The 26,287-nt window shown below is 59.8% G+C and carries 31 protein-coding genes; 12 read left to right on the top strand and 19 right to left on the bottom strand.

The annotated features are described in order from the left end of the window. Positions 1-9 precede the first annotated feature (9 nt). Both murI and GVN17_RS21450 read left to right on the top strand, forming a co-directional pair. The gene (gene murI / locus GVN17_RS21455) at positions 10-810 is read left to right on the top strand and encodes a glutamate racemase (RefSeq protein ID WP_166597256.1); all 801 of its coding nucleotides are present in this window, start codon (positions 10-12) and stop codon (positions 808-810) included. 112 nt (positions 811-922) lie between these two features. Beyond that, positions 923-1,441 carry an acyloxyacyl hydrolase gene (locus GVN17_RS21450; protein ID WP_166597255.1) on the top strand — a complete coding sequence of 173 codons (519 nt, stop codon included), beginning with the start codon at positions 923-925 and terminating at the stop codon, positions 1,439-1,441. 184 nt (positions 1,442-1,625) lie between these two features. Here the strand turns inward: GVN17_RS21450 and GVN17_RS21445 are convergent, their stop codons facing one another. From GVN17_RS21445 to GVN17_RS21390, 12 genes are all read right to left on the bottom strand, one after another. Further along, positions 1,626-1,943 carry a YkgJ family cysteine cluster protein gene (locus GVN17_RS21445; RefSeq protein WP_166597254.1) on the bottom strand — a complete coding sequence of 106 codons (318 nt, stop codon included), beginning with the start codon at positions 1,941-1,943 and terminating at the stop codon, positions 1,626-1,628. Positions 1,944-2,001: 58 nt separating this feature from the next. Then, entirely contained in the window at positions 2,002-2,517 is a 516-nt protein-coding gene (locus GVN17_RS21440; protein ID WP_166597253.1) for a DUF2878 domain-containing protein, read from the bottom strand. Beyond that, positions 2,510-3,772, bottom strand: coding sequence for a cyclopropane-fatty-acyl-phospholipid synthase family protein (locus GVN17_RS21435; RefSeq protein ID WP_166597252.1), 1,263 nt, complete (start codon positions 3,770-3,772; stop codon positions 2,510-2,512). Before GVN17_RS21435 ends, GVN17_RS21440 begins: the two co-directional genes overlap by 8 nt. Beyond that, entirely contained in the window at positions 3,759-4,562 is an 804-nt protein-coding gene (locus tag GVN17_RS21430; protein WP_166597290.1) for a DUF1365 domain-containing protein, read from the bottom strand. Before GVN17_RS21430 ends, GVN17_RS21435 begins: the two co-directional genes overlap by 14 nt. Before the next feature lie 11 nt (positions 4,563-4,573). Beyond that, complete coding sequence (locus GVN17_RS21425) at positions 4,574-5,821, bottom strand: NAD(P)/FAD-dependent oxidoreductase (protein ID WP_166597251.1); 1,248 nt, start codon at positions 5,819-5,821, stop codon at positions 4,574-4,576. After that, positions 5,818-6,606 (bottom strand): SDR family oxidoreductase, encoded by a 789-nt coding sequence (locus GVN17_RS21420; RefSeq protein WP_166597250.1) that lies wholly within the window; start codon positions 6,604-6,606, stop codon positions 5,818-5,820. Before GVN17_RS21420 ends, GVN17_RS21425 begins: the two co-directional genes overlap by 4 nt. After that, positions 6,603-7,028, bottom strand: a complete 426-nt coding sequence (locus GVN17_RS21415) for a nuclear transport factor 2 family protein (protein ID WP_166597249.1) — start codon at positions 7,026-7,028, stop codon at positions 6,603-6,605. Before GVN17_RS21415 ends, GVN17_RS21420 begins: the two co-directional genes overlap by 4 nt. Beyond that, the gene (gene phrB, locus GVN17_RS21410) at positions 7,021-8,466 is read right to left on the bottom strand and encodes a deoxyribodipyrimidine photo-lyase (protein ID WP_166597248.1); all 1,446 of its coding nucleotides are present in this window, start codon (positions 8,464-8,466) and stop codon (positions 7,021-7,023) included. Before phrB ends, GVN17_RS21415 begins: the two co-directional genes overlap by 8 nt. A 12-nt stretch (positions 8,467-8,478) precedes the next feature. After that, a complete protein-coding gene (locus GVN17_RS21405) occupies positions 8,479-9,408 on the bottom strand; it encodes a MerR family transcriptional regulator (RefSeq protein ID WP_166597247.1) in 930 nt (309 codons plus the stop codon). A 3-nt stretch (positions 9,409-9,411) separates the two neighbouring features. Further along, on the bottom strand, positions 9,412-10,392 hold the full coding sequence (locus GVN17_RS21400) for a DUF523 and DUF1722 domain-containing protein (protein WP_166597246.1): 981 nt from the start codon (positions 10,390-10,392) through the stop codon (positions 9,412-9,414). A 216-nt stretch (positions 10,393-10,608) separates the two neighbouring features. After that, complete coding sequence (locus GVN17_RS21395) at positions 10,609-10,824, bottom strand: TIGR02450 family Trp-rich protein (protein WP_166597245.1); 216 nt, start codon at positions 10,822-10,824, stop codon at positions 10,609-10,611. Continuing rightward, complete coding sequence (locus GVN17_RS21390) at positions 10,821-11,807, bottom strand: NAD(P)/FAD-dependent oxidoreductase (protein WP_166597244.1); 987 nt, start codon at positions 11,805-11,807, stop codon at positions 10,821-10,823. Before GVN17_RS21390 ends, GVN17_RS21395 begins: the two co-directional genes overlap by 4 nt. A gap of 301 nt (positions 11,808-12,108) precedes the next feature. Here GVN17_RS21390 and GVN17_RS21385 point away from each other — a divergent pair, with 301 nt between their 5' ends. Together GVN17_RS21385 and hemH are read left to right on the top strand one after the other, a co-directional pair. After that, complete coding sequence (locus GVN17_RS21385; protein ID WP_166597243.1) at positions 12,109-13,011, top strand: TIGR01777 family oxidoreductase; 903 nt, start codon at positions 12,109-12,111, stop codon at positions 13,009-13,011. A gap of 14 nt (positions 13,012-13,025) precedes the next feature. Further along, positions 13,026-14,051, top strand: coding sequence for a ferrochelatase (hemH, locus tag GVN17_RS21380; protein ID WP_166597242.1), 1,026 nt, complete (start codon positions 13,026-13,028; stop codon positions 14,049-14,051). Between the two features lie 166 nt (positions 14,052-14,217). Here hemH and GVN17_RS21375 read toward each other — a convergent pair whose 3' ends face one another. Together GVN17_RS21375 and upp are read right to left on the bottom strand one after the other, a co-directional pair. Continuing rightward, the gene (locus GVN17_RS21375; protein ID WP_166597241.1) at positions 14,218-15,498 is read right to left on the bottom strand and encodes a uracil-xanthine permease family protein; all 1,281 of its coding nucleotides are present in this window, start codon (positions 15,496-15,498) and stop codon (positions 14,218-14,220) included. Beyond that, a complete protein-coding gene (gene upp / locus GVN17_RS21370) occupies positions 15,498-16,136 on the bottom strand; it encodes a uracil phosphoribosyltransferase (RefSeq protein WP_166597240.1) in 639 nt (212 codons plus the stop codon). The genes GVN17_RS21375 and upp overlap by 1 nt, the downstream gene beginning before the upstream one ends. Positions 16,137-16,334: 198 nt before the next feature. Between upp and GVN17_RS21365 the strand changes: the two genes are divergently transcribed. From GVN17_RS21365 to GVN17_RS21355, 3 genes are all read left to right on the top strand, one after another. Continuing rightward, positions 16,335-16,892 (top strand): hypoxanthine-guanine phosphoribosyltransferase, encoded by a 558-nt coding sequence (locus tag GVN17_RS21365; protein WP_166597239.1) that lies wholly within the window; start codon positions 16,335-16,337, stop codon positions 16,890-16,892. Between the two features lie 120 nt (positions 16,893-17,012). After that, positions 17,013-17,498, top strand: a complete 486-nt coding sequence (locus GVN17_RS21360; RefSeq protein ID WP_166597238.1) for a hypothetical protein — start codon at positions 17,013-17,015, stop codon at positions 17,496-17,498. A gap of 68 nt (positions 17,499-17,566) precedes the next feature. Further along, positions 17,567-17,854 (top strand): PA4642 family protein, encoded by a 288-nt coding sequence (locus tag GVN17_RS21355; RefSeq protein WP_166597237.1) that lies wholly within the window; start codon positions 17,567-17,569, stop codon positions 17,852-17,854. A gap of 127 nt (positions 17,855-17,981) precedes the next feature. On the opposite strand, the gene mqo is transcribed toward GVN17_RS21355, so the two are convergent. The 3 genes from mqo to GVN17_RS21340 form a co-directional block, all read right to left on the bottom strand. Then, on the bottom strand, positions 17,982-19,490 hold the full coding sequence (mqo, locus tag GVN17_RS21350; RefSeq protein ID WP_166597236.1) for a malate dehydrogenase (quinone): 1,509 nt from the start codon (positions 19,488-19,490) through the stop codon (positions 17,982-17,984). 815 nt (positions 19,491-20,305) lie between these two features. Further along, the gene (locus GVN17_RS21345) at positions 20,306-21,550 is read right to left on the bottom strand and encodes a DNA methyltransferase (RefSeq protein WP_166597235.1); all 1,245 of its coding nucleotides are present in this window, start codon (positions 21,548-21,550) and stop codon (positions 20,306-20,308) included. Between the two features lie 224 nt (positions 21,551-21,774). Then, a complete protein-coding gene (locus GVN17_RS21340; protein WP_166597234.1) occupies positions 21,775-22,008 on the bottom strand; it encodes a hypothetical protein in 234 nt (77 codons plus the stop codon). 227 nt (positions 22,009-22,235) lie between these two features. Between GVN17_RS21340 and GVN17_RS21335 the strand changes: the two genes are divergently transcribed. Then, positions 22,236-22,817, top strand: a complete 582-nt coding sequence (locus GVN17_RS21335) for a YajG family lipoprotein (RefSeq protein ID WP_166597233.1) — start codon at positions 22,236-22,238, stop codon at positions 22,815-22,817. Between the two features lie 212 nt (positions 22,818-23,029). Here the strand turns inward: GVN17_RS21335 and GVN17_RS21330 are convergent, their stop codons facing one another. Beyond that, complete coding sequence (locus GVN17_RS21330; RefSeq protein ID WP_166597232.1) at positions 23,030-23,233, bottom strand: hypothetical protein; 204 nt, start codon at positions 23,231-23,233, stop codon at positions 23,030-23,032. A 142-nt stretch (positions 23,234-23,375) separates the two neighbouring features. On the opposite strand from GVN17_RS21330, the gene GVN17_RS21325 reads away from it, so the two are divergent. Next, complete coding sequence (locus GVN17_RS21325; RefSeq protein ID WP_166597231.1) at positions 23,376-23,645, top strand: hypothetical protein; 270 nt, start codon at positions 23,376-23,378, stop codon at positions 23,643-23,645. Positions 23,646-23,786: 141 nt separating this feature from the next. Here the strand turns inward: GVN17_RS21325 and GVN17_RS21320 are convergent, their stop codons facing one another. Beyond that, positions 23,787-24,950 (bottom strand): 1-acyl-sn-glycerol-3-phosphate acyltransferase, encoded by a 1,164-nt coding sequence (locus GVN17_RS21320; RefSeq protein WP_178115752.1) that lies wholly within the window; start codon positions 24,948-24,950, stop codon positions 23,787-23,789. A gap of 116 nt (positions 24,951-25,066) precedes the next feature. Here GVN17_RS21320 and GVN17_RS21315 point away from each other — a divergent pair, with 116 nt between their 5' ends. Genes GVN17_RS21315 through GVN17_RS21305 form a run of 3 tightly spaced genes read left to right on the top strand, consistent with a single transcriptional unit; the run spans position 25,067 to position 26,199 of the window. Then, complete coding sequence (locus GVN17_RS21315; RefSeq protein ID WP_166597229.1) at positions 25,067-25,258, top strand: CPXCG motif-containing cysteine-rich protein; 192 nt, start codon at positions 25,067-25,069, stop codon at positions 25,256-25,258. Further along, positions 25,258-25,518: a DUF2007 domain-containing protein gene (locus tag GVN17_RS21310; RefSeq protein WP_166597228.1), complete on the top strand. Its 261-nt coding sequence runs from the start codon at positions 25,258-25,260 to the stop codon at positions 25,516-25,518. Before GVN17_RS21315 ends, GVN17_RS21310 begins: the two co-directional genes overlap by 1 nt. 51 nt (positions 25,519-25,569) lie before the next feature. Continuing rightward, positions 25,570-26,199: an SOS response-associated peptidase gene (locus GVN17_RS21305; protein ID WP_166597227.1), complete on the top strand. Its 630-nt coding sequence runs from the start codon at positions 25,570-25,572 to the stop codon at positions 26,197-26,199. Positions 26,200-26,287 lie beyond the last annotated feature (88 nt).

Below are 26,287 nucleotides of genomic sequence, written 5' to 3'. Positions count from 1 at the left end.
CGGTCGAACATGGCTAGAGACAACGACGCGCCGGTAGGTGTGTTCGATTCCGGTGTCGGCGGGCTGTCGGTGCTGGGTGAAATTCATCAACTGCTGCCCAATGAATCCCTGCTGTACGTTGCCGACTGCGGGCATATCCCCTACGGCGAAAAAACCCCAGAGTTCATTCGCCAGCGTTGCGTCGATATCGCAGAATTTTTTCGCGAACAGGGCGCCAAGGCGTTGGTGATCGCCTGTAATACGGCCACTGTGGCAGGGGTCGCCGATCTGCGTCAGCGTTACCCGGATTGGCCCCTGGTCGGCATGGAGCCTGCGGTCAAACCCGCTGCGGCAGCGACTAAAAGCGGCGTAGTGGGCGTGCTGGCAACCACCGGGACCCTGCAAAGCGCGAAGTTCGCGGCTTTGCTGGACCGTTTCGCAACGGACGTTCACGTGATTACCCAACCGTGTCCGGGGCTTGTCGAGCTGATCGAAACCGGCGACCTGGTCAGCCCGGTCATTCGGCAGTTATTGCAGGGTTACGTGGACCCACTGCTGGCAGCGGGTTGCGACACCATCATCCTTGGTTGCACCCACTATCCATTCCTCAAACCGCTGCTGCGCGAGATGATTCCGGAGTCGATCACCCTGATCGATACGGGCGCTGCAGTTGCCCGTCAACTCCAGCGGCTACTCAGTCAGCGGGACCTTCTCGCCAGCGGAAGGCCTCTGCCAACGCAGTTCTGGACGAGCGGCAGTCCAGAAAATTTCAGAAACATCCTACCGTTACTATGGAAAAAATCTGACAGTGTGCGAAGCTTCGTCTCGTGAAAAAAACGTGAATAGCACTGTTCCGCGCTGAACTTATGTTCACCGGCAGATTTCTACACCCGGTCTGTTGATATAAAAATTTCTAACTGCACTCGGAAATGGGAAGTTTCAGATGAAGCGACTGTTTTGTTTGGCTGCGATTGCGGCTGCGTTGTCGGGGCAAAGTGCGATTGCACAGGCTGATGGGGTTGAGTTCTCAGTGGGGCACACTGGCGAGTCGACCATGACCTATCGTCTGGGCGCGCAGTTTGATTGGGATAAAAGCTGGTGGCAGACCAGCGTCGGTCGTTTGACCGGTTACTGGAGCGGGGCCTACACCTATTGGGAAGGCGACAAGAGTGCGAGCAACAACAGCCTGTCGTTCTCTCCGGTGTTCGTTTATGAGTTCGCTGGCGACAGCGTCAAACCCTATATCGAAGCCGGTATCGGTGGTGCTGTGTTCCAGCGCACCGAAGTCGAAGGCAACAAAATGGGCAGCGCCTTTCAGTTCGAAGACCGTATCGGTTTCGGCCTGCGTTTCGCCGGTGGACATGAAGTGGGCCTGCGTGCCACTCACTACTCCAATGGCGGCATGACCAGCGACAACGACGGGATCGAAAGCTACGCCATCCATTACACGATGCCGTTCTGAATACCGTTCGATAGTCACTGACTGTAGGAGCATGGCTTGTCCCGCGATCTGCTGCGAAGCGGCAGCAAACCGGCTAACGCAGTGTGTATGACACACCGTATCGTCTGGTTTCACGACGGGTTCCCCGCCGATCGCGGGACAAGCCACGCTCCTACAGTTGACAAGCGCAGTTGACGAGCGGCGATCACAGATACGCCGTCGCAATCCCTTCCCGCTCGGTGATGCACTCCGGCGAACCCATCTCGAATTCCCTGCAGATCAGCGGCCTTCGCTCGTAGATCGTGCACCGCATCGTGTCGCGATCCAGTGCCGCACACCAGCCGTCATCCAGGCGCAGCATCACCTCACCGCCCCAATCGTCAGTGTCGATGAAGCGTTCGGGCACGCCCGTGTCAGTGATCAGCATCACTTCCAGCTGACAGCAGCAGGCGGCGCAGGTTGAGCACGTTACGGCAGGCTCGGCAGGCGTGACGGGGAGTTGAAGCAGGGGGATGGCAGTCATGGGCCGCAGTGTAAAGCAGCGGCTGGTGCATCGGGGGCTGGTCTGACGGACGCGGCTTTCAAGCGGACGCTTCGTGGCGGTGCGCTTGACGGAACCACGCCGCGAGCCAATGCAGCAACGGAAAAACCACCGCCCAGATTGCGCCGATGATGAATGCACTCGGCCACACGCCTAATGGCAAATGAACATAGGTCAGGTGAGAGCCCGCGATGTAGGACGCCGGGCCTCCAATAGCGCCAAGCGCGCTGCCGAGCCACCAGGGCCGGGCGGTCCACGCCAGGCAATGCCCCAGCGTTGTCGCCAGCAACGGCCACAACAAGGCGAGCCACAACGGAATGACGCGACCGGCTTCGCTAAAATCGAACACCCCGACTTTGATCAACGCACTGTCGATCACGCAGCCTAGCGCGAACACTGTCATCAGCAATTTGCCCTCGGCCTGCCAAGAGCCGATCAGCCACAAATGGACCAGCAAAATCGCAAGCACGAGCAACAGCCACCCGCTGTTTCCACCCAACACACAGGTGAACCAGCCGATCTGAAACAGCGCCGCGTTGGCCAGCTTTTTAAGCATCGAACCGCCCCAACAGCGGCGCCGTGATCGCGCGGGGTTTGGCCAGCAGCAACTGCGCGGTGCCAATGGTGCGCTCCAGAAAACCGCCCTCGCAGTAGCACAGGTAAAACTCCCACAAACGCAGGAAATAATCGTCGTAGCCAAGCTCGGTCAGGTAGCCGGCCGCGTTGCGGAAGTTGTCGTGCCACATGCGCAAGGTCCGTGCGTAATGCAGCCCGAAATCCTCCATGTGCAGCAGGTTCATGTCGGTGTCCTTGCTGACGATGTCCAACATCCGGGTGACTGAAGGCAGCGCGCCGCCGGGGAAAATGTAGCGCTGGATGAAATCCACACTGCGCATGGCCTGCACATAACGCTGTTCGCGGATGGTGATCGCCTGCAGCAGCATCAGGCCGTCGTCCTTGAGCAACCGCGTGCATTGCTTGAAATACGTCGGCAGAAAGCGATGGCCCACTGCTTCGATCATCTCGATGGACACCAGTTTGTCGAACTGGCCCGTCAGGTCGCGGTAGTCGCTGAGCATCAACGTGATCTGCTCGCCCAGGCCCAGTTCGGCGATGCGCTTTTCGGTGTACGCGAACTGCTCTTTCGAAAGGGTCGTGGTGGTGACCTTGCAGCCGTACTGCTGCGCAGCGTAGATCGCCATGCTGCCCCAGCCGGTGCCGATTTCCAGCAGATGATCGGAAGGCTTGAGCGCCAGTTTCTGACAGATGCGCTCCAGCTTGTTCAGCTGCGCCTGTTCCAGCGTGTCGTCGGGGCTGAGGAATTGCGCCGCCGAGTACATCATCGTCGGGTCGAGAAACTGCTCGAACAGGTCGTTGCCCAGGTCGTAATGGGCGGCGATGTTTTTCTGCGACCCCTTGCGGGTGTTGCGGTTGAGCCAGTGCAGGCCTTGCACGAATGGCCGACTCAGTCGCGCCAGCCCGCCTTCCATTGCATCGAGGACGTCCAGATTGCTGACGAACACGCGAACCACAGCGGTCAGGTCCGGTGTGGTCCAGTAGCCGTGAATGAACGCCTCGCCCGCGCCAATCGAGCCATTGCTGGCGACCAGCCCCCACGCGGCCGCGTCCTGCACGTGAATTTCGCCTTGCAGCGCCGCGCCTGCCGCACCGAACACGTGGCGGTTGTCGTTTTCGTAGACCACCAACTGGCCGTAGCGCAGGTGCTCAAGCTGCCGCAGTACGCCGCGTCGCAGCAGGTTGGAGGTCAGGCTGTTGGCGCCGAACCCGGCAGATACGCTACTGCTTTTCATGACGTCGTTCCTTCTGTTGAGCGGCGGCAATGCGGTACGAGCCTTCGGCGGCCTGATGGGAAAAAATCGGTATGCGTTTGACGAACAGTCGCAGCGCCTGCCAATAAATGGCGAGGCAAGTCTTGGCGGTCATCCACGGGAAGCTCAGCAGATGACGGTGCAACGTCGCGCGGCTCATGGGCTGGCGTTGCAGATTGAGCGTGGCGTCGAACATCTTTTCGTCGCCCTGCCAGTCGGCCATGTGCACGCCGAGGCGCTCATCGGGCTGGCTGAAGCTCATGCGGTATTCCAGATCCCGCGGCAGAAACGGCGAGACGTGAAACGCCTTGGCCACGGCGAAATGCTGATGGCCCTCGGCGGTACTGGCGGGCAGGACGTAGTGATAGCGCTCGCGCCACGGCGTGTTGGTGACTTCGCAGACAATCGCGGCCAACGTGCCGTCCAGTTCGAAGCAATAGAAGAAGCTCACCGGGTTGAACGACAGGCCCCAACTGCGCGCCTGGGTCAGCAGGCAGATGCGGCCCAGCGGCGCGCGGCCCAAGGATTGGCGAATGATCTCGCGCACGGCGCCGGTCAGCGAAATGCCCCGGCGGGTGTATTCGCGCAGGTAATCATTGGGCCGAAACGAAAACGGCGCCAGACGCCCCACCCCGGCGAACGGAGACAGGCGCATCACGGCGTCCTGTTCATCGAGGTCGAGGTACAGCATGCCGATGCGGTAGGTGAACGCGTGGGCCCTCGGCGCGAAACGTCGATGGGTGATCAGGCCGCTGTAAAGGGCGCTGTTCATCGGCAGGCTGCTCACAGTGATTCTCCGAAGGCGGACGCCACGCGCAGCGCGCTGACGACGCCGTCTTCATGAAAGCCGCTGGCCCAGTACGCGCCGCAGTAATAGGTGTGTTGCGCGCCAAACAGTTCTTGCCAGCGGGCTTGGGCGGCAATGCCGTTGAGGCTGTATTGCGGATGGGCGTAGCGGTAGCGCGCCAGAATCTTGCTCGGGTCGATGGCCGGGGTCTGGTTGAGGCTGACGCAAAACGTGGTGTCGCTGTCGATGCCTTGCAGGATGTTCATCGCGTAGGTGACGGCGGCTGATTGATCGCCCGCGCCGCCTAGCCGGTAATTCCAGCTGGCCCAGGCGAGCGGGCGTTTGGGCAGCAGGCGGGTGTCGGTGTGCAGCACCACGTCGTTGTCGGCGTAGGGCAGGGCGCCGAGAATGTCTCGCTCGTTGGCGCTTGGTTCGGCCAGCATCGCCAGGGCCTGATCGCTATGACAGGCGAAAATCACCTTGTCAAAACGCTCGCTGCCGCTGGCGCTGTGCACCGTCACCCCGTCGCTGTCGCGCTCGACGCGGCTGACCGGGCATCGCAGGCGAATGCGTTCCCGGAACGAGGCCGTCAATGGCTCGATGTAGCGGCTTGAGCCCCCTTCGATCACGCACCATTGCGGCCGGTTGCTGACGGACAGCAAACCGTGATTCTTGAAGAAACGCACGAAGAATTGCAGTGGAAACCCCAGCATGTCTTTCAACGACATCGACCAGATCGCCGCGCCCATGGGCACGATGTAATGGTCGGTGAAGCGCTGGCCATAGCCTTCGGATTTCAAGTAGGCGCCGAGGGTGGTGTCGGCGGCGATGCGCTGGCTTTGCAGGTCGGCGAACGCCTGTTTATTGAAGCGCAAAATGTCCCGCAGCATGCCCCAGAAGGTCGGCGACAGCAGGTTGCTGCGCTGGGCGAAGAGGCTGTTGAGGTTGTTGCCGTTGTACTCGGTCTGGCTGTGCGGATCGCACACCGAAAAGCTCATCTCGGTGGGTTTGAACGCCACGCCCAGCTTGCCGAGCAGCTTGATGAAGTTGGGGTAGGTCCAGTCGTTGAAGACGATGAACCCTGTGTCGATCGCGTGGGTCTTGCCGTTCACCGTCACGTTAACCGTGTGCGTGTGCCCGCCGATCCAGCTGTCAGCCTCAAACACGGTAATGTCATGCACGCGGTTGAGCAGCCAGGCGCTGGTGAGGCCGGAAATGCCGCTGCCGATGATCGCGATCTTCATTGCGCGCCCTCGCGTTGGCCGGGAGCCGAACCAGAAGCGCGCACCATGCGTTTGCTCAGCGCCAGTTGCAGACGACCGGGCAGAATCGCCATGGCCTTGAGCGTGAGGATCAGCAGGAACGGGAAGGAAATTTCCAGAGGGCGCCGGGTTTTCTCCAGACGCTGCGCAATGAAGTGGGCGGCTTTTGGAGCAGACCAGCGCAACGGCATCGCGAAATCGTTCTTCGCAGTGAGCGGCGTATCGACGAAACCGGGGTTGATCAACGTGACGTCGACGTTTTCGTGGGCCAAGTCGATGCGCAGCGACTGAAACAGGTAGCGCAAACCGGCTTTCGACGCGCCATAGGCTTCCGAGCGGGTCAGCGGCAGAAACGCCACCGAACTGGCGACACCGACGAGGTGAGGGCGTTTGCCCAGGCGCAGTAGAATCAGCGCTTCCTGAACGCAATACGAGGTGGCGATGAGGTTGGTTTTCACCACCCGCTCGACCAGCCGCGCGTCGAATTGGTGGGTGTCGACGTATTCACAGGTGCCCGCGTTGAGGATCGCGGTGTCCAGCGCACCCCAGACCTGAGCGATGCGTTCGCCAATCGCCGTCACCTGTTGCAGGTCGGTGACGTCGCCGGGTGCGAGCAGTACCTGATCGGGGAATCGCTGCTCCAGTGCCTCCAGCGGCGCGACGCTGCGGGCCGTCAGCGCGACCTCGTGGCCGGCGTTCAGCAGCTCTTCCGCGAGCGCCAGGCCAATCCCGCTGCTGGCGCCGGTCAACCAGATGCGGCGCGTCATGCGAGCCTCCTTTTGAGCCAGCCGATCATGCGGCCCATCACCGGCAGATGCTCATAGAGCAGCGCGCCTGCGTCGAAATAGTCGCGGTGTTGAAACACCTTGTTCTCGGCCCACAACAGGTGCGAGCAACCTTGCACGGCAATCGGCTCGCCCTGGTTGAGGCGCGGATGGCGGTAGGTCATGGTCCAGCGCAAATAGCCCTTGCCCTCGCGCACTTGGTCGAAGGCGTGAAACTCGAACGACAAATCCCGAACGTTGGCGTACAGCTCGGCGAAATACCGGTGCAGCTCGGGCAGGCCGTGGACCTCGTGCAACGGGTCGGCGAAGTCAATGTCCGCGCTGTACAACTCGTCCAGCAGATGCAGGTTGTCTTTGTCGAGTTCGGCGAAGCGCCGGGCGTAGTCGCGCAGGAATTCACTCATGGTGTTGAGTCTCTGCTTGTCGATGGGGCAGGGATTTGAACGCCGTGAGCGCGCGCTCGCGGCTGGCCTTCAGGTTGACGATGGGCGAGGGGTAGCCTTCGACGCCAAACAGCCCGCCGAGGGACGACGGATCGTGAATGTCGCGCTTGTTCAGGTCTTTCAGCTCCGGCACCCAATACTTGATGAACAGGCCTTCCGGGTCGAATCGCTCGGACTGGTTCAGCGGGTTGAAGATGCGGAAATACGGCGAGGAATCCGTGCCGGTGGACGAACTCCATTGCCAGCCGCCGTTGTTCGCTGCCAGGTCGCCGTCGATCAGATGCTGCATGAAGAACCGCTCGCCTTCACGCCAGTCGAGCAGCAGGTTCTTGGTCAGAAACATCGCCACGATCATGCGCAGGCGGTTGTGCATCCAGCCGGTGTGCACCAATTGCCGCATTGCTGCATCGACGATGGGAATCCCGGTGCGGCCTTGTTGCCAGGCTTCCAGCTCCTTGGGCGCGTGACGCCATTTCAAGGCTTCGGTTTCAGGCCGGAACGCGCGATGGCGGGAGACACGCGGGAAGCCGACCAGGACGTGCTTGTAGAACTCGCGCCACAGCAGCTCGTTGATCCAGGTCACCGAGCCGACGTTGCCGGTCTCGAACTCGCCGTTGTTGCTGCGCAAGGCCGCATGCAGGCACTGACGGGGCGACACTACGCCCGCCGCCAGGTACGCAGAGAGCTGGCTGGTGCCAGGCTTGGCGGGGAAATCGCGCTCGTCGTTGTAGTAATGCACCTGGTCGTCGGTGAAGTGTTCAAGACGTTTGCGCGCTTCATCTTCACCGGCAGGCCAGAGCTTGCGCACCGCGTCAGAGGGTGCCGCGAAGCCTTTGACGTGATCAGGCACGGCGTCGCTTTTCACATGCACGGGCGACTGTTTGCTCGGCAAGCGAATCACCGACGGCATCGAATGGTGCAAGCGCTGGTAACAGACTTTGCGGAACTGGGTGTAGACCTTGAAGTAACCGCCGGTCTTGGTCAGCACGCTCCCGGGCGGGAAGAACAGCTGATCGAGGTGACGGGTGAAGCCGATGCCGTGTTCATCAAGCGCCGCTTGGACGGCCTTGTCCCGGTTATCTTCGTTGACACCGTATTCTTCGTTGACGTGCACATGCTCGACGTTGTGGGCCGTGCACAGGTCCAGCAGGGCTTTCGGCGCCTTGTCCCACGTGTTGGCGTGCACGATCAGCAGCGGGACGTTGAGGGCGTTCAGTTCGTGCTTCAAGGCTTCAAGGTTGCGCAGCCAAAAGTCGACTTTGTTCGGCGAATCGTCATGGCTCTGCCACTGCGCGGGACTGATCATGTACACAGCCAGCGTCGGTCCCTGCTTCATCGCAGCGCTCAAGGCGGTGTTGTCGTGTACGCGCAGGTCGGTGCGCAGCCAGATCAATTGCATGCTCTTGAATCCTTAAATGATGTCCAGACGTTGAAGTGCGGTCTGGGCGGTCAAGGGGTCTTCGGCCAGAGTGAGTCCGGCGACCTCACTGACAGATACGGATAACTCGGCCGAATGGATGCGCACGGTCGGACCAATAATCAATTTCGGGCAGTCAATGGCGTTCAACAGGCGGGGGAGCTGGCTCAGGTTCAGCGGCTTGCTGGAATAGAACAGCACCGCGCGCGGCTTGAGGTGCTCGCACGCCAGGCCCAATTCCCCCGCTGGCACCGGCCAATCGAAGACCTCCACCGGGCAGTCGGCGCTGCTCACCAGCCAGGCCGTCAGCCACAGGTGCGGTTCGAGTGGCACATCGGACTGATTGATCAGCAACACAGGGGCGCCGCTGACTTGACGATTGTTGTGGTAAAGCCGTGCCCCGAATTTGCTCCGTAGCCAGGAATAGAAAAACACCCGTTCCAACTGGGCGCCGAACTGGCCTTGCCAGCGTTGTTCCAGCGTCGCCAGCAACGGCAGCAACAATTGCTCGCAGAGGGTGCGCGGCGGGTAGAGCGACATGGCCTGATTAAGCGTGTCGTCCAGTCGCCGTTCCGACAGGGTCGTGATCGCTTGCAAGAGCGTCTGCCGGAGCTGATCCCAATCACTTTCGATGCTCGGCGGCGGTGCCTGCTGATCGTCGATCAACTGCTTGACCTGACTGACCGACACCCCACGATTGAGCCAGGTGAGGATCGTCAGCACCCGCTCCACATGGGCCGTGCTGTAGAGGCGATGGCCCTTGGGTGTGCGATGGGGAACGATCAGCCCATAGCGACGCTCCCAGGCGCGCAGGGTCACGGCGTTCACCCCGGTCAGGCGGGCCACTTCGCGGATGGGGAGCCAACCCTCTTCGAGGGCGTGGGCGTAATCCTGCGTGTCGTTTAGCGGTTCGATGTCTTTCATGGTTTAAATCGCGTTACGCAGGCTGAGGTTTTCCGGATGCGGTTGCAGGTACACCTGCAGCGCGATGTACGGGTCCGGGTGTTGGCGAAAGTGGTGTTTGAGCAGCGTCAGCGGCACCACCAGCGGCACGATGCCCTGGTGGTACTGGTTGATGACGGTCTGGATTTCCTGCTTGTCGGCGGCACTGATGGTTTCGCGCAGGTACCCGCAAATGTGCTGCAACACGTTGGTGTGGGTACGGCGCGTGGCTGGTTTTTTCAGGGCCGCCATCAGTTCGCTGAAGTAGCGCGGCGCGATGTCGTTGGGATCGCAGCGGCCCATGTTGCCCAGCAGGTTGCCCAACGCCTTGTACTGAATCGGGTCATTGGCCATCAGTTGGTATTTGTAGCGGGAATGAAATTCGGTGAGGGCGCGACGGGTAACGCCTTCTTTCAGCAACTGTTGCCAGGCGGCGTAGGCGTAGACGCGGGTGATGAAGTTCTCGCGCAGCACCGGGTCGTTCAGGCGGCCGTCTTCTTCCACGGGCAGATTGGGGTGTCGGGCGCAGAATGCCTGGGCGTAGATACCGCGACCGCCCGCATCGAACGGCGCACCGTTGTCGCGATACACCTTGACCCGCTCCAGCCCGCAGGACGGCGATTTCTGCATGAAGATGTAGCCGCAGATGTCGCTCATCTCTTCGGCCATGTGCGCGCCGTAATCGGCCAGCGGCTGGGTCACGTTCATGTCTTCGTGGACACTGCCCACGGCTTGCGGATGCTCCGGGTCGCCCACCAGCCGAATCGCCTCGCGCGGAATCCCCATGCCGATGGCGACTTCAGGGCACGCGGGGACGAAATCGAAATATTCGTGCAACGCCCGGGTCAGCAGGTGTGATTCTTTATGGCCGCCGTTGTACCGAACCTCAACGCCCATCAGGCAGGCGCTCACCCCCAATTTAGGCTTGGATTTCTGTTCCGGCGATTGATCGGCGGGTACGGACATAGACAAACCTCGATAAACTTTCTTGTACAGACTGACAGCGCTGTACAACTTCTGTTCATCATAGGTTTGAGGTTGTACAAGTCAAATGATTTGTACAGCTATTGGCGACTTGTAGGAGTGAGCTTGCTCGCGATGCGTTATTTCAGGCGCTGCGATGCTGACTATGTCGACGCCTCGCGAGCAAGCTCACTCCTACAGAGAGGGAATGCTGCAAGGCTATTTCCACCCCATCAACCAGCGTTCATCGTCCTGCAACGCTTGCCAGGGGAAACGCTCGCTGCGTTGGGTCAGCACCGCCTGCAGTTCGATTTCCAGCACCGTGCCTTCTTCGTCGCGGAAGAGTTCGGTCACCAGAAAGTGTTTTTCGCGATGGCGAGGATGGGCTGCTGTCCATTTCGACAGCAGCAGTTTGCGTGGATTGAGGCGATTCACTTGAGGTGTTCGAGCAAACGGCGCGCAGCTTCTTGACCGCTGAGCCAGGCCCCTTCGACTCGCCCGGACAGGCACCAGTCGCCACACACATAAAGGCCCAGATCCGGATCGGACAGTGCGCCGACTTCACGTCCGCCTGCCGGTCTGGCGTACAGCCAGCGGTGGGCGAGGGTAAACGCCGGGGCGGGCATCGCGCAGTTGATCAGCTCGGCGAACGCGCCGTGCAGATGATCGATGACCTGCTCGCGGGGCATGTCCAGATGCTGACGACTCCAGGCGCTGGTCGCATGCAAGACCCACGTGTCCATCGTGCTGTCGCGTCCAGGTTTGCTGCGGTTGCGGGCGAGCCAGTCGATGGGGCTGTCCTGTACGAAGCAGCCCTCCAATGGGGTGTCCAGCGGTGTGTCGAACGCCAGTGCCACGGCCCAGGTCGGCTCCATTTTCACTCCGGCCACGACGCTTGCCAGCTTCGGTGCCGCAGCCAGCAGCGTTGTCGCTTGAGGGGCGGGAATGGCGATGACCACCTGACTGAACGGCCCATGATTGCGGCCGTCAGCGTCGATCAGGTGCCAGTTCTCTTCGCCCCGGAAGACCTCGGTGATGCGGCAGGAGAACGTGACGGGCATATCACTGAGCATCGCCCGGGTGATCGCGCTCATGCGCGGCGTGCCAACCCAACGCACTTGCTCGTCCGGGGACAGGCTCAGCGCGCCATTCTGAAAGTTGTAGAGCTTGGGTTTCCATTCAGCGACGTGACCTTCGGCCTGCCACTGTTGAACCGCAGCGGCGAAGCGACGATCACGGGCCGTGAAATATTGCGCGCCCATGTCCAGGGCACCCGCATCGCTGCGCTTGCTGGACATGCGTCCGCCGCTGCCACGACTCTTGTCGAAAAGGTGGATGCCATGCCCGGCAGCTTGCAGTGCGCGGGCGGATGAGAGTCCGGCGATACCGGTACCGATGATTGCGATGGGTACAGTCATAGGGGCCTCGTTACCTTGTCTGCACAGACTACGCCGACGTCAAAACCTGTACAATGCTGTTTTTCGGTATAACTTATCGTCCCTCGACGTTCAGGACGTTGATCGCCTCGCGATCCATCTTGAGTGTGATGTTCTTAAGTGTGACGCCTGCTCGGAATCGTTCAACTGCGCGAACGGATTAATCGAACGTACGGTTCAGAAGCCGTTCTCTATAGCGTGGCCTACTCTCCCTTCACAAGCGCGTTGTTTGTGAAGAAATAGACTACCGATTTGCGACGAACGCCACGCGAGGAAGACACTCATGCACATCTTGCTGACCGGCGGTACAGGCTTGATAGGCCGTCGCCTGTGCCGACACTGGCTCGATCAGGGCCATCGACTGACAGTCTGGAGCCGCAAGCCCGACGATGTGCCGCGACTGTGCGGTGCCAGCGTGCGCGGCATCGCTCATCCCGATGACCTTGGCAGCGAACCGGTCGATGCCGTCATCAACCTGGCCGGCGCCCCGATTGCCGACCGTCCCTGGACCCGCAAGCGCAAAATGCTGCTGTGGGACAGCCGCATCACCCTCACCGAACAACTCATCACCTGGCTTGAACGTCGCGAGCAAAAGCCCGGCGTATTGATCTCGGGATCAGCCGTGGGCTGGTACGGCGACGGCGGTGAGCGGGAGTTGGACGAAACTTCGCAACCCGTCAGCGAAGATTTCGCCAGCCGCCTGTGCATCGCCTGGGAAGAAACGGCCCAGCGCGCCGAGGTCTTTGGCATTCGCGTGGTGTTACTGCGAACCGGTCTGGTGCTGGCCCGCGACGGCGGGATGATGCAGCGTCTGTTGCCGCCGTTCAAAATGGGCATGGGCGGACCGATCGGCAACGGACGCCAATGGATGCCGTGGGTCCATATCGATGACCAAATCGCCGCGATTGATTTTCTGTTGAACCGAGAGGACGCACAGGGCCCCTATAATGCCTGCGCGCCATCACCGGTTCGTAACCGTGATTTCGCCAAGACACTCGCCGGGATTCTGCACCGTCCTGCGTTCATGCCCATGCCGGCCATCGCGCTGCGGGTCCTGATGGGCGAACTGTCGATTCTGTTGTTGGGCGGCCAGCGCGCTCGCCCGAACCGGTTGCTGGAAGCCGGATTCACGTTCCGATTCACCGATCTGCACGCGGCCCTGGAAGACCTGTTGGGCCGCCACTGACATCAAGGTGTTGCATGACCGATCACGCGTTACTGCTGGTAAACCTGGGTTCGCCAGCCTCCACCGACGTTGCGGATGTTCGCCGCTACCTCAATCAGTTCCTGATGGACCCTTACGTTATCGATTTGCCGTGGCCGGTGCGCCGCTTGCTGGTGTCGCTGATCCTGATCAAACGCCCGGAGCAATCGGCCCACGCCTATGCGTCGATCTGGTGGGACGAAGGCTCGCCCCTCGTTGTGTTGAGCAAGCGTCTGCAACAGGCGATGACGAAGGAATGGAAACACGGCCCGGTCGAGCTGGCGATGCGATACGGCGAGCCGTCGATTGGAACGGTATTGACCCGTCTGGCGGCGCAGGGCACCAAGAAGGTAACGCTGGCGCCGCTGTACCCGCAGTTTGCCGACAGCACGGTGACCACCGTCGTCGAAGAGGCCCGCCGTGTGATTCACGAGAAAAAGCTGAGTTTCGAGCTGGCGCTGCTGCCGCCGTTCTTCAACCAGCCCGAGTACCTCGACGCGCTGGTGCAGAGCGTCAGGCCACATCTGGAACAAGATTACGATCACCTGCTGCTCAGTTTTCACGGTTTACCCGAGCGCCACATCAACAAGCTCGATCCCACTGGGAATCACTGCTTCAAGAACGGCAACTGCTGCGAAACGGCGTCTCCCGAAGTGCTGGCGGTCTGTTACCGGGCGCAGTGCATGCGCTCATCGGCCGAGTTCGCCAAGCTGATGGGCATCCCCGATGGCAAATGGTCGGTGTCGTTTCAGTCACGGCTCGGACGCGCCAAATGGATCGAACCCTACACCGAAGCGCACTTGGCCGAACTGGCGGGGCAGGGCGTGAAGAAGTTGCTGGTCATGTGCCCGGCGTTTGTGGCGGACTGCATCGAGACGCTGGAAGAGATCGGCGATCGCGGGGCGGAGCAGTTCAAGGAAGCGGGGGGAGAGGAGTTGGTGCTGATCCCGTGCCTGAATGACGACCCGAACTGGGCGAAGGCGTTGAATACGCTGTGCGAGCGTGCGCCTGCGATGGTGTGAGCTCGGCAGTTCTGTAGGAGCGTGGCTTGTCCCGCGACCGGCGGGGAACCCGCCGTAAAACCTGCCAACGCGTTATGCCTGTCATACCGCAGACGCCGGGTTTACGACGACTACGTCGCCGGTCGCGGGACAAGCCACGCTCCTACAGTCATCACATGGGAAAAAACTACGGCAACTGATCATCCAGATGCTTGTTCTTCCAGCTGTCATTGCCCGGCAGGATCAGGTTCAGCAGGATCGCGGTCACTGCGCACAGCGCAATGCCTTTCATGCCGAAATCGTCAGGCCCGTTGCCAGTGCCGATCAGCACGCCGCCGATGCCGAACACCAACGTCACCGAGACGATCACCAGGTTGCGCGCTTCGGCCAGATCGACCTTGTGGCGAATCAGCGTGTTCATGCCCACCGCTGCGATGGAGCCGAACAGCAAGCACAAAATCCCGCCCATGACCGGCACTGGAATGCTCTGCAACAGCGCGCCGAACTTGCCGATGAACGCCAGGGCAATGGCGAAGATCGCCGCCCACGTCATGATTTTCGGGTTGTAGTTCTTGGTCAGCATCACCGCGCCGGTCACTTCGGCGTAGGTGGTGTTGGGCGGGCCACCAAACGCGCCTGCGACCGTGGTCGCGATGCCGTCGCCGAGCAGCGTGCGATGCAGGCCCGGCTTCTTCAGGTAGTCGCGACCGGTCACGCTGCCGACCGCGATCACGCCGCCGATGTGTTCGATGGCCGGGGCCAGCGCCACAGGGACGATGAACAGGATCGCCTGCCAGTTGAATTCCGGCGCTGTGAAGTGCGGGATGTCCAGCCAAGGCGCTGCGGCGATTTTTGCCACATCGACCACGCCGAAGTAGAACGACAGCGCGAAGCCCACCAGCACGCCAGAGATGATTGGCACCAGGCGGAAGATGCCTTTGCCGAACACGGCAACGATCAACGTGGTCAGCAGCGCTGCCATCGAAATCGTGATGGCCGTGTGATACGGAATCAGCTCGGCCGCGCCGTCACCCGTACGGCCCATGGCCATGTTGGCGGCAATGGGCGCCATCGCCAGGCCGATGGAAATGATCACCGGGCCAATCACCACCGGAGGCAGTAAACGGTCGATGAACCCCGTGCCTTTGATCTTCACGGCCAAGCCGAGGAAGGTGTAGACGAAGCCCGCCGCCATCACGCCGCCCATGGTCGCAGCGAGGCCGAATTGGCCTTTGGCGAGAATGATCGGGGTGATGAACGCGAAGCTGGAGGCCAGGAAAACCGGCACCTGACGCCCGGTCACCACTTGGAAGCACAATGTGCCCAAGCCTGCGGTGAACAGCGCGACGTTGGGATCGAGGCCGGTAATCAGCGGCATCAGCACCAGCGCACCGAACGCCACGAACAGCATCTGGGCGCCCGAGAGGATGGTGCGCCACAGTGGATCGTTGAACTCATCCTGTTTCATCAGGCGTCCTTTTGCTTGGTGCCGAAAATCTTGTCACCGGCGTCGCCCAGCCCCGGAATGATGTAGCCGTGTTCGTTCAGGCGCTGGTCGATGGACGCGGTGTAGATCTGCACGTCCGGGTGCGCTTTCTCGACGATGGCGATGCCTTCCGGCGCGGCCACGAGGACCATGGCGCGGATGTCGCGGCAACCGGCTTTTTTCAACAGGTCGATGGTGGCGACCATCGAGCCGCCGGTGGCCAGCATCGGGTCGATGATCAGCGCCAGACGCTGGTCGATTTCCGGTGCGAGTTTTTCCAGGTAGGTGTGGGCTTCAAGGGTTTCCTCGTTGCGCGCTACGCCCACGGCACTGACCTTGGCGCCCGGAATCAGGCTGAGCACGCCTTCGAGCATGCCAATGCCCGCACGCAGGATCGGCACTACGGTAATCTTCTTGCCCGCGATCTTCTCGACCTGAACGGTGCCTGCCCAACCTTCAATGTCGTAGCTTTCCAGTGGCAGGTCCTTGGTCGCTTCATAGGTCAGCAGCGAGCCGACTTCCTGCGCCAGTTCACGAAAGTTCTTGGTGCTGATATCGGCACGGCGCATGAGGCCGAGCTTGTGACGGATCAGCGGATGGCGGATCTCACGAATGGACATAAGGGGAAGGCTCCAGCGGGCGGGCAAAAAAAACGGCTTAGATTAATCTATTACGCTGTAACTTGTCTTACCGGTTAGGTTCGCGTTTCTTACATTAATGGGACGTAAGTGCAACGTTAGTCCAGAAACACTTGCCCTGACCTGATCCGATGCGTACCTTTGCCCGCTTTTCCTTAAGCACCCCCCTTGGAGAGCGTCATGTCCGCTGATCTCGATCATATCCGTCAAGTCATGCGCGAGGCTGACTGCCTGTACACGAACGACGAAGTCGAGGCGTCCATTGCCCGCGTCGGCGAGCAAATCAACAGCGTGTTGGCCGACCGCAACCCGGTCGTGTTCTGCGTGATGAACGGCGGTCTGATCTTCGCGGGCAAGCTGCTGACCCACCTGAACTTCCCGCTGGAAGCGTCTTACCTGCACGCCACCCGCTACCGCAATGAAACCAGCGGCGGCGAGTTGTTCTGGAAGGCCAAGCCTGAAGTCTCGTTCATCGACCGTGACGTGCTGATCATCGACGACATCCTTGACGAAGGTCACACCCTGGGCGCGATCATCGATTTCTGCAAACACGCGGGCGCCAGCGCTGTTCACACCGCTGTGCTGATCGACAAGGACCACAACCGCAAGGCGCGTCCTGACTTGAAAGCCGATTTTGTCGGCCTGCCGTGCATCGACCGCTACATCTTCGGTTATGGCATGGATTACAAAGGCTACTGGCGCAACGCTGCCGGGATCTATGCGGTAAAAGGGATGTAACAGACGCCCCGCTTGACCCCTGTGGGAGCGAATGAATTCGCTCCCACAGGTTATGCAGTGTTCGGCAGAAGAACGATGCTCACATGCTAGAGTGCATCCCACTTTTTCCGGGAGGCACCCATGACGTTATCGTTTCGTAGTCAAGCTGCGTTGATGTTGCTGTTGACCCTGCCGCTCCCCGCACTCGCCGAACCCATGCACGCCCAATACCTCCCGCCTGACGAACTGTCCGTGCGCGAAGGCGAGCCCGAGCAGCAGCAATTGCTGCAGATCACCGACTACACGATCGTTGTCGGCAGCCAGCGTCAATCGAATCAGCAGCCCATTCCTGTCACTTCGCCCCTGAGTTTGCGCCTCAAAGGCAAACCCATGAACAAGGGCGCAACGATTTCGGAGGTGGTGATTCATTTCGACGGCGAAAGCAAAAGCCTGAAAAAACCGGCCTATGACGAACCGAGCCGCACCCTGACCCTTTTCTACCCCGCCAGCCAATACCGGGTGCTGGTGGACCTGCTTCGCAACGAAAAGGTCTATTGCCAGTTCCTCAGCTACGCCAACGGCCACGTCTGGGCTGACTTGCACACCGGCAGCGTACGCGCGCGTTGAGCCAGTGGCCGGGCGAGGGGTAAACTGCCCGCCCGTGAAAATGTCCCGCAAGTCAGTTGGAGTCAGCAATGCGTAAAGATAAGAAGCAGGTGATTGGCGATGAAATCGGCGACGCCCAGATCAAGCTGTTCCTGGATTTTGAGCCGGTCGATGCCACGTCGCCATCGCTGCACAAGCTGATCAAAGGCTACCGCGGTCTGCGGGTCGATGATTTTGAGCGTTTTCTGGTGTTCTTCAAAGAAGCAGGCTACGACCTGGATGGCAAAGATGAGCACGGCAACGACTTCATTGCCTTGATCAAGGACCAACGCAACGCTCAGGACTACATTGACCTGATCGAAAAAGCCCGCGCCTGATTTCCTGCTCTATCGTGCCTGGCAACAGACACTTGCTCTAAAGACGTGTTGGCCTGACGCAGAAACCAAAAGCCCCGCTGCGTGGGCGGGGCTTTAGGTTGTTCACAGATTCAGAAAGGGTTCTGAATCACGCGAAGCTTGTTGCTGCCGGACTGTTTGGAACCAGATCCAGACTCGCGTCGCTTTCGGCGCTGACACGCTGATACAGCTGCGCGTCAGTTTCCAGCGCTTTCTCGCGAGCCGGGAAGATTTCATTCAGTTTGGCAGCCCACTCGGTTTTGGTTTTTTCCGGGAAGCAGCGTTCGATCAGGTCGAGCATGATCGAAACGGTGACCGACGCACCTGGCGAGGCACCCAGCAACGCCGCGAGGGTACCGTCTTTGGCCGAGACCAGTTCGGTGCCGAATTGCAGAACGCCGCCTTTCTTCGGGTCCTTCTTGATGATCTGCACCCGCTGACCGGCCACTTCCAGGCGCCAGTCTTCGGCTTTCGCTTCCGGGTAGAAGCGACGCAAGGCATCCAGACGCTGTTCCATCGACTGCCGCACTTCGCTGATCAGGTACTTGGTCAGGTCCATGTTGTCGCGGGCCACGGCCAGCATCGGCGCGATGTTGGCAGCGCGAATCGACAAGGGCAGGTCCATCAGCGAGCCGTGCTTGAGGAACTTGGTGGTGAAGCCGGCGTAAGGGCCGAACAGCAGGGAGGTCTTGCCGTCGACAACGCGGGTGTCCAGGTGCGGCACGGACATCGGTGGCGAACCCACTGCAGCCTGGCTGTACACCTTGGCCTGGTGGCGCTTGACCACTTCCGGGTTGTCACAACGCAGCCATTGGCCGCTCACCGGGAAACCGCCGAAGCCTTTGCCTTCTTCGATGCCGGACATTTGCAGCAGCGGCAATGCCGCGCCACCAGCGCCCAGGAACACGAACTTGGCGTCGATTTCGCGGGTGCCGCCGCTGTTGACGTCCTTGATGGTCACGCTCCAGCCGTTGCCTTTACGGCTCAGGCCGGTCACGCGCTTGCAGTATTTGACCTGCGCATCGGGCGCGCTCGACAAGTGCTTGAGCAGCTGGTTGGTCAGGTTGCCGAAGTTGACGTCGGTGCCGTGCATGACACGGGTCGCGGCGATTTTCTGGTCGGCAGGACGGCCGGGCATCATCAGCGGCATCCACTCGGCCAGTTTGGCCTTGTCTTCGGTGTATTCCATCGAAGAAAACGCGTGGTGCTTGCTCAGCGCCTCGAAGCGTTTTTTCAGGTAGGTCACACCTTTTTCGCCCTCGACGTAGCTCAGGTGCGGAACCGGCGTGATGAACGAGCGCGAAGAACCGAACGTGCCCTTGCGAGCCAGGTAGGCCCAGAACTGCTTCGAGACTTCAAACTGTGTGTTGATATGAATCGCTTTCTTGGTGTCGATGGAGCCGTCCGCCGCTTCCGGCGTGTAGTTCAGCTCGCACAGGCCTGCGTGGCCGGTACCGGCGTTGTTCCAGGGGTTGGAACTCTCGGCGGCACCGGAATCCATCAGCTCGACGACCTCGACTTTCAGGCTCGGGTCGAGCTCCTTTAGCAGTACGGCGAGGGTGGCACTCATGATGCCTGCCCCGACCAATACCACATCGACTGCTTCGTTCTGCGCCATTAACGCGTCTCCAAAAATCTGCTGCACCAAATTGACGGCATGAGATCCCGAGGTCAGTTGCCGGGGGCGGGCAGCGCGTTATCGCGCAATGCCTCGTACCACCCGACCGGGAGCGTCATGTCCGATTCTTCGCAATTTTTTGCATGTCAGCGCACGCCTTGAGAGGGCCTGGTTGATGCTTTTATGGAAAGCATGAACTCATTTTTCGGCCTGGACAGCCATTCGACCATCGTCAAGACATCCGGGGCATGCAACCAAATCCGTAGCGGACAGGCTTCAAGCTCCGGTTGTGGAGGCTGCGCGGCAGTCGGTCCTGTGCAAGGGGGCTGGGTCAGACGCTAATGGTGCATGTACAAACGCGTAACTATTCATTTGCTCGCCACACTCTTGTGAAGTTGTGAAAACCCGTTTTTTTCACGCTCTTTTGGAGACGCGAACCTCAAAAAGGGGCTGCGCGATGGCAGCTCCGACAGATCAGGTTCGGACCCAGTGTGGGCAATGGTGTGCAAGAAAGGTTCGAGTGCATCGACCATCTCACGCTCGCAAGGCGACATACCGGGCAGCACATGTCTGTGTGGAAGGCTCTCTGTGGGCGTTACGAAGGTGCTGATTTTGTGGATCAGCGGTGCTGCGAGGCCCGATCAGGAGACGTCCTTATAATCGGGGGGAGATTATGAGTGGTGGGGCAAGATGCCGCAACACATAACCATGCACGGATCGACGTCCAGCACTTTGTCACACCTTTGATTCAACTGTGTGGCAGGCCGAAGCGGCGCCATGCGCGGACGCCCGCAGGCGCACGGTTGCGACAGTGCTTACTGAAGCGGGCCGACCCCGCCCGGTATCTGGAGGGCATCGGTTTTGGCTTTATGTTTTGTTGCCGCTGACTCGGCCGTCCAGAGCCCTCGGGCTTCTCGCTCTTTTTTAACCAGAGGGGTGTACAGGTGATTGAGGTTTGAGCGGATACCCTCAAGGTTGTGTTTGTCTTCCTCGATGCTTTCAAATCGATTGATGATGTCATCGCATGGGCCTATCTCGCATCCCATCCAGCGACGCCCCTTCAGCTCCGCGACTACGAACGTGGTGCCTGATCCTCCAAATGGATCGAGGACGGTATCGCCCGGGTTTGTCGACATCTCAATAATTCTGTCCAGCAGTTTAACCGGCAGTTCGTTCGCGCCTGCCCGCTTTTTATACTTCGCGTGCCTGACGGGAGGGATATCGGTCCACACGTCGGTCAAGCTTATCCCTTGGGGGTTCATCTTATGTTTATAACCTCCATAGTCTTTGAGGTTATCGAAACAGCTTGGGCATGTTTGTGTGGGTAACCTGTCGGCGATCAGCTTGTTAGGTTTTTCACCTTTGACGAAATAGAGCAATGAATAATGAGAAGGGTACAGGCGTCCTTTGATCGGTAGGCTGTATTTAATATCTACCGAAATCCAGTGCTTGAACGTGAGGCGGCCATGCAGGAAGGTGCTGATCGTGCTGTTCCACAGGGGAAGGTTCCAGATGAACAACGCACCGCCGTGTCCAAGCACACGGATGCACTCCTTTAGCCAGTGTTCTGTCCAGCTCAAGTATTCCTCTTCCCTGATATTGTCGTCCATGTTCGATGGGTAGAGTTTGTCAAGATTGAAGGGCGGGTCGGCGAACACGAGATCGACAGAGTCGCTCTCCACGCTGTGTAAGAACGTCAGGCAGTCTTGTTGATACAGTTTGCCAAGGGCTGAGGTCATCACCGGTTCAACCGGAGTATTGGGATGTTGCGCAAGTTCTTTGGCCGGGGCGATGATGTTGAATATATCTTCCGAGTGCGCCTGAATGAGGGCAAGCGCTTCTCTATCAATACGGCCCGTCTTCAGTTTTAGCTGGAGCTCTGATACGCCGTAATGCTCTTCGATTTTTCTAAGGTCTTCACCGGAAGGCAGGGTATTGGATTCGTTGTAATGGTTGAGTCGTGCGACAGGAATGCCTGTTTTTTCAGCAGCTGACTTGATCTCTTGCGCGAACTCTCCGCTGAGGCCAAGCGCTTCGAAAAATTGATTTGAATAGCCCATCGTCATTGTCTTTGGGGGTAGCGAGTTAATGTCGGCAGCCTATCATAGGCCGTGTTCAGCCTTGCATTCTGGCGACAGCGGAACGAGGGGCGGTAGGTGGGGATTCGCGCGGGAGAAGGGCAGTCAGGCCTGACTTTCAAAAAGGGATAACACTTTTTTCAAGCTGGCGCCCCGGGGGCGAAGGACGTTCATTCGGATAATGGATGTCGTGTTGAAACTCGTGTTCAGATGCTGAGCAAATGCCGGGCTGTCATCGCGCGTACTCGCGGGCTGACGCGGGCGCTGGCGGGCAATGGATGGTGCAGCCAGCACAGCTTCGGTTCATGGACTTCCACCCAGCCGTGCCCTTCCGGCGCAACGGCGCAGTGCTTGAACGACAGGCAGATGCCAAGGTGGTCCAGGCGAGCGTAGTGGCGATAACGGCGGCGTAGCGAGAACAGAGACCAGAGAAAGTCCATCGCGAGGACTCCTTGTTTGGGTGGTTGTGAAAAGTATGTCGTGCGCCGATGACACGGCTGTGACGCTGGTGGTGCTCGATGATGTCTGTCATCGATGAGGCAGACCGGCGAACAGAAGGGTGGGAACCGGGACGATGGCACTTTGTCGTATCTTTACGCTAGTGAGCGACCTCCGGAGGTCGTTATACTGCGGCACAATTTGTGCCTTGGCCCATGGAGAGATGAGCATGTTGCGTCGTGTTTTGTTCGGTTTGCTTGCAGTCGGCAGTCTGACGCTGGTGGGGTGCGCCCACAGCCCGCAATCACTTAACCCGCAACCGAAACTGAATGCCCAACTGGCGCCAGTCGGTCACGGTCAGCAAGTGACGGTTCGCGTGGTCGATGGTCGTCCTTCGCAGACCCTTGGAACCCGTGGCGGCCTGTACCCTGAAACCAGTTCGATCACCGTCAACGGCCAGCAATTGGTCCCGCAGCTGCAGGCCCAGGCCGAAGCAGCAGTGCGTTTGCTGGGCTTCACGCCGGTTCAGGGCGGCAATGGCCCTCAGTTGACCGTGACCTTGGCTGAACTGAAGTATCAGTCGCCGAAGGAAGGTCTGTACGTGACCGAAGCCAACATCAGCGCGACGTTCCGTGCGGATGTGCAGAACAACGGTCGCAGCTACAACGGCCGTTACGCCGCTTCGCTGGATCAGCGTTTTGGCATGGCGCCGAATGAAGAGACCAACACCAAGCTGATCGGCGACGTCCTCAGCGACGCATTGACCCGCGTGTTCCAGGACCAGACCATCGGTCGCCAGCTGGGTCAGTAACGCTTTCGGTTGATACGAAAAAGCCCCGGTATCGCGAGATGCCGGGGCTTTTTTGTGGGGGAATGCATGACTACATCTGTGGGAGCGAATTCATTCGCGAAAAGGGCAGTACATCCGACACATCTCTGGTGCCTGACCCCTTTTCGCGAATGAATTCGCTCCCACAGGTTTCGGATCGTTCGCCAGACGTGTGTTTCAGGCGTGAGGCAATCTCATGCCGCCTGATAAAAATCAAGAAAGCTGAATCCGGTCACCAGGTCCACTTCAGGCAGGTCGTTGTGCTGGTGCCCGCCCAATGCGCAATAGACCAGCCAATGACGGTCCTGCACGTTGAACGCCAGGCCATCGATCAAGGCTTGTTGCTCGTCACTGGAGGCAATGAGGTAAAGGCGATCCTGGTTGTGGGCGTGCAGCATGACGGGCTCCGCGTCTGAATGGGGGCGTTCGAGGCGCTACACAGTGACCGGTTCAGGTGACGTTAAGGTGACAGGCGATACCGTATTCGGCAGATCCCACCGAAGAAACGGCGCGCCATCGATCGCGTGCCATTGAGGCCCCATGTCGCTCATCCAGCACTCCCCCGGGATGGTCATTAATCTTTTCGCGCTGCTGGCGGCGGGCCCTGGCATCTGGCTGCTGTACACCACGCGCAGCCGTGAACAGCGAGAAACCGCGCACCTCAACAACCTGACCGAACAAGCCCCGATCGACGAGCCGATGCACCTGATGGACGTGCCAACGCTGCGCCTGATTCGCCAGAGCTACCGGATCGGCGCCGGGTGCCTGGCGTTTGCGTTGGTGTTGTCGTGGGTGAGCACGAAAATCTGACGGCTATGGGTAGCCACTGTAGGAGCGCCTGACTCAGCTTCGCAGTGCAAATGAGCTTCTACAGGTTTTGCATCGCCGGCGTGCCATGGCCGGGAATAAAAACGGCGCCTGATCAGGCGCCGTTTTTTCATGGGACAGTCATCAGAGCGGCAATCCCGCCTTGACCCGATACTGATTGCGCACTGGGGTCGCGTATTGCAGCACCAGATAAGGCCGGTGCGTTTCAGGGCAGCCGTCCAGACGACGCTGCCATTCCTCCTTCGCACGCTCCAGTTCATCCGCCGGAAACACCTCGGCGGCCGTCGGCACGTTCAGGCTCGGATCGGCATCGGCCCACTGCGCATACGCCAGGTAATGCACCGGGAACAGGCGATAGCCGCCGAGGATCTGCTTGTCCATCTCAATCGCCAATTGCTTAGTGTCTTCGAACACTTCGGTGATCGGCGGCGCGAAGTTGACGTGCACGCGGCCTTTATAGCCCGTGATGCCCAAAGCAATGCTGACGTCGTCCTCGCCCGGCGCTTTCGTGTAGCTGCCGGTGGTGGCGCGGATGAACAGCTCGCGGGCCTTGGCGTGATCGCACGGGTCGTATTCGTAGCTGATGGACACTGGCGTTAGGTTCAACGACTGAATCACTTCGCCAAACGGCTCGTCCTTGCGGCTCATGTGGAACATCTTGAGGATCGCCGATTCAGTGCGGTCGTCGCCGTCCTTTGCGCGGCCTTCGGCCTGGGCGATCCAGATCGATGCGCAATCGTTGCGGATCGAGTGGTTGATGTACGCCGACAGCAACTGGTATGCCGCCATTTTCTCGCGACGCCCGGCGATGGAGCGGTGCACGATGAAGCTCTTGTTCAAGCGCATCAGGTCGCTGACGAAGGGCTTCTGCAGCAGGTTGTCGCCAATGGCGATACGCGGCGTCGGCAAGCCTGCGTGGTACACGGCATAGTTGACGAAGGCCGGGTCCATCACGATATCGCGGTGGTTGGCGAGAAACAGATAGGCGATCCCGGACTTGAACTGCTCAACGCCGGTATAGGTCACACCATCGGTGGCGCGCTCGATCGTATGGTCAACGTAATGTTCGACCTTGTCCTGCAAGGCCGCGACCGAGTCGATGCCCGCGAACTGGCGACGCAGCTTGCGCGCGATGGCGGGCTGCAAGATCCAGCCGAGGGAGCCGGCCAGACGTGGAAAACGGAAATGCGTGAGAATCGCGAGGAACGCCTTGTCACCCAGCAGCCGATTGAGTACGGCTTTTACTTCGGTGTCGTCGTACGGTCGGATGGCATCAAATTCGCCCATCATGCTCTCTTGTTGGAAACGGCTAGGGTAATGGTAGGTCGGGCGAATACTGAAGAATGAAACCCGGCCTGCAAACGAGTCGGCGATTATACGCAAAACTGCTCTCGGAGACTGTGATGCACGAAATACAACCAGCAGCGCCTTACGAGTGCCCCTATTGCGGCGAGCCGGGAGAGACCCTTCTTGATCTCTCCGAGGGGGATCATCATTTCATAGAAGATTGTCACGTGTGCTGTCGCCCGATCGAATTTCATCTGGAAACCGATGGCGAGCAATGGGACCTGGAAGTCCGTGCCGAGAACGAATAATGCGCAAAATCTACGAGCCGGAAAACATGATGGAAGGGGAGTTGTTGCAGTCCATGCTCGCCAGCGAAGGCATCGAGTCCCACATCACCGGGCGTCATCTATTGGGAGGGATCGGCGAATTGCCGGTGTTTGGTCTGTTGGGGCTGGCGGTGGACGATGAACAGGCCGAACGCGCGCGCCAGTTGATCACTGAGTACAATGGCGCCTTTCCGTTGTCGGGCGATGAACCTGACAGCTACCCCGACGTGTTGTTGTGCTGAAACCGGCGCCGCGTCATTTGAATTGCTTTACAGACGAGTTGCCCTGAGCCCATGTGTGGACGTTATGCGCTGTTTCGTTGGACGCCCGCTTTTGCGGCCTTGCCCGGATTCCCGGCAGACCAGCAGGCGCAGTGGAACATTTCGCCTGCCGATTCGGTGCTGATGATGCGGGCAGCGCAGGGCGAGGAGGGCGGTCGTGAACTGGCGCGGGCACGCTGGGGGCTGACCCCGCCCTGGCTGACGGACATGTCGAAAACCCCAGCGCACGCACGGGCCGAAACCCTGGCCGAACAACCGATGTTTCGTCAGGCGTTTCGTGAGCGACGGTGTCTACTGCCCGCGAATGGCTTTTACGAATGGCGTGGAACGGTGCGCAAGCGCCCTTTCTGGCTGACGCCGGGTGAAGGTTCGGCGCTGTTTTTTGCCGCGATCTGGGAAGCGTATCCGGTGGAGGGGCACGTGTACCTGAGTGTGGCGGTGGTGACGCAAGCGGCAATGAGTCAACGCAGGCCGCTGATTCTCGATGCTGAAGGGCAGGCCGCCTGGCTCGACCCCGAGGCCACGATGCCGACGTTGCAATCGCTGCTGGCTGCGCCGCAGATGCAACTGCGTGAGCGGCCATTGGCAAACCTGGTGAACGATCCGAAGCTCAATGCACCGGAGTGTTTGACGCCGTTGTAAGGCATGCGGCTCCAACGTTCCCGGTTTCTACCCGGAATTGTGGAAACGCCATCCCCCTGTGGGAGCGAATTCATTCGCGAATGGTCGG

Source organism: Pseudomonas sp. SLFW (genome assembly GCF_009905615.1).
GTDB lineage: Bacteria > Pseudomonadota > Gammaproteobacteria > Pseudomonadales > Pseudomonadaceae > Aquipseudomonas > Aquipseudomonas bambusae.
The sequence above is the reverse complement of the archived record's forward strand: the minus strand, read 5'-3'. Positions and strand labels throughout refer to the sequence as shown.

Excerpts from the sequence above, each read along its gene's own strand:
- murI (WP_166597256.1), top strand. The coding sequence starts at position 10 with ATGGCTAGAGACAACGACGCGCCGGTAGGTGTGTTCGATTCCGGTGTC.
- GVN17_RS21450 (WP_166597255.1), top strand. The coding sequence starts at position 923 with ATGAAGCGACTGTTTTGTTTGGCTGCGATTGCGGCTGCGTTGTCGGGG.
- GVN17_RS21445 (WP_166597254.1), bottom strand. The coding sequence starts at position 1,943 with ATGACTGCCATCCCCCTGCTTCAACTCCCCGTCACGCCTGCCGAGCCT.
- GVN17_RS21440 (WP_166597253.1), bottom strand. The coding sequence starts at position 2,517 with ATGCTTAAAAAGCTGGCCAACGCGGCGCTGTTTCAGATCGGCTGGTTC.
- GVN17_RS21435 (WP_166597252.1), bottom strand. The coding sequence starts at position 3,772 with ATGAAAAGCAGTAGCGTATCTGCCGGGTTCGGCGCCAACAGCCTGACC.
- GVN17_RS21430 (WP_166597290.1), bottom strand. The coding sequence starts at position 4,562 with ATGAACAGCGCCCTTTACAGCGGCCTGATCACCCATCGACGTTTCGCG.
- GVN17_RS21425 (WP_166597251.1), bottom strand. The coding sequence starts at position 5,821 with ATGAAGATCGCGATCATCGGCAGCGGCATTTCCGGCCTCACCAGCGCC.
- GVN17_RS21420 (WP_166597250.1), bottom strand. The coding sequence starts at position 6,606 with ATGACGCGCCGCATCTGGTTGACCGGCGCCAGCAGCGGGATTGGCCTG.
- GVN17_RS21415 (WP_166597249.1), bottom strand. The coding sequence starts at position 7,028 with ATGAGTGAATTCCTGCGCGACTACGCCCGGCGCTTCGCCGAACTCGAC.
- phrB (WP_166597248.1), bottom strand. The coding sequence starts at position 8,466 with ATGCAATTGATCTGGCTGCGCACCGACCTGCGCGTACACGACAACACC.
- GVN17_RS21405 (WP_166597247.1), bottom strand. The coding sequence starts at position 9,408 with ATGAAAGACATCGAACCGCTAAACGACACGCAGGATTACGCCCACGCC.
- GVN17_RS21400 (WP_166597246.1), bottom strand. The coding sequence starts at position 10,392 with ATGTCCGTACCCGCCGATCAATCGCCGGAACAGAAATCCAAGCCTAAA.
- GVN17_RS21390 (WP_166597244.1), bottom strand. The coding sequence starts at position 11,807 with ATGACTGTACCCATCGCAATCATCGGTACCGGTATCGCCGGACTCTCA.
- GVN17_RS21385 (WP_166597243.1), top strand. The coding sequence starts at position 12,109 with ATGCACATCTTGCTGACCGGCGGTACAGGCTTGATAGGCCGTCGCCTG.
- hemH (WP_166597242.1), top strand. The coding sequence starts at position 13,026 with ATGACCGATCACGCGTTACTGCTGGTAAACCTGGGTTCGCCAGCCTCC.
- GVN17_RS21375 (WP_166597241.1), bottom strand. The coding sequence starts at position 15,498 with ATGAAACAGGATGAGTTCAACGATCCACTGTGGCGCACCATCCTCTCG.
- upp (WP_166597240.1), bottom strand. The coding sequence starts at position 16,136 with ATGTCCATTCGTGAGATCCGCCATCCGCTGATCCGTCACAAGCTCGGC.
- GVN17_RS21365 (WP_166597239.1), top strand. The coding sequence starts at position 16,335 with ATGTCCGCTGATCTCGATCATATCCGTCAAGTCATGCGCGAGGCTGAC.
- GVN17_RS21360 (WP_166597238.1), top strand. The coding sequence starts at position 17,013 with ATGACGTTATCGTTTCGTAGTCAAGCTGCGTTGATGTTGCTGTTGACC.
- GVN17_RS21355 (WP_166597237.1), top strand. The coding sequence starts at position 17,567 with ATGCGTAAAGATAAGAAGCAGGTGATTGGCGATGAAATCGGCGACGCC.
- mqo (WP_166597236.1), bottom strand. The coding sequence starts at position 19,490 with ATGGCGCAGAACGAAGCAGTCGATGTGGTATTGGTCGGGGCAGGCATC.
- GVN17_RS21345 (WP_166597235.1), bottom strand. The coding sequence starts at position 21,550 with ATGGGCTATTCAAATCAATTTTTCGAAGCGCTTGGCCTCAGCGGAGAG.
- GVN17_RS21340 (WP_166597234.1), bottom strand. The coding sequence starts at position 22,008 with ATGGACTTTCTCTGGTCTCTGTTCTCGCTACGCCGCCGTTATCGCCAC.
- GVN17_RS21335 (WP_166597233.1), top strand. The coding sequence starts at position 22,236 with ATGTTGCGTCGTGTTTTGTTCGGTTTGCTTGCAGTCGGCAGTCTGACG.
- GVN17_RS21330 (WP_166597232.1), bottom strand. The coding sequence starts at position 23,233 with ATGCTGCACGCCCACAACCAGGATCGCCTTTACCTCATTGCCTCCAGT.
- GVN17_RS21325 (WP_166597231.1), top strand. The coding sequence starts at position 23,376 with ATGTCGCTCATCCAGCACTCCCCCGGGATGGTCATTAATCTTTTCGCG.
- GVN17_RS21320 (WP_178115752.1), bottom strand. The coding sequence starts at position 24,950 with ATGGGCGAATTTGATGCCATCCGACCGTACGACGACACCGAAGTAAAA.
- GVN17_RS21315 (WP_166597229.1), top strand. The coding sequence starts at position 25,067 with ATGCACGAAATACAACCAGCAGCGCCTTACGAGTGCCCCTATTGCGGC.
- GVN17_RS21310 (WP_166597228.1), top strand. The coding sequence starts at position 25,258 with ATGCGCAAAATCTACGAGCCGGAAAACATGATGGAAGGGGAGTTGTTG.
- GVN17_RS21305 (WP_166597227.1), top strand. The coding sequence starts at position 25,570 with ATGTGTGGACGTTATGCGCTGTTTCGTTGGACGCCCGCTTTTGCGGCC.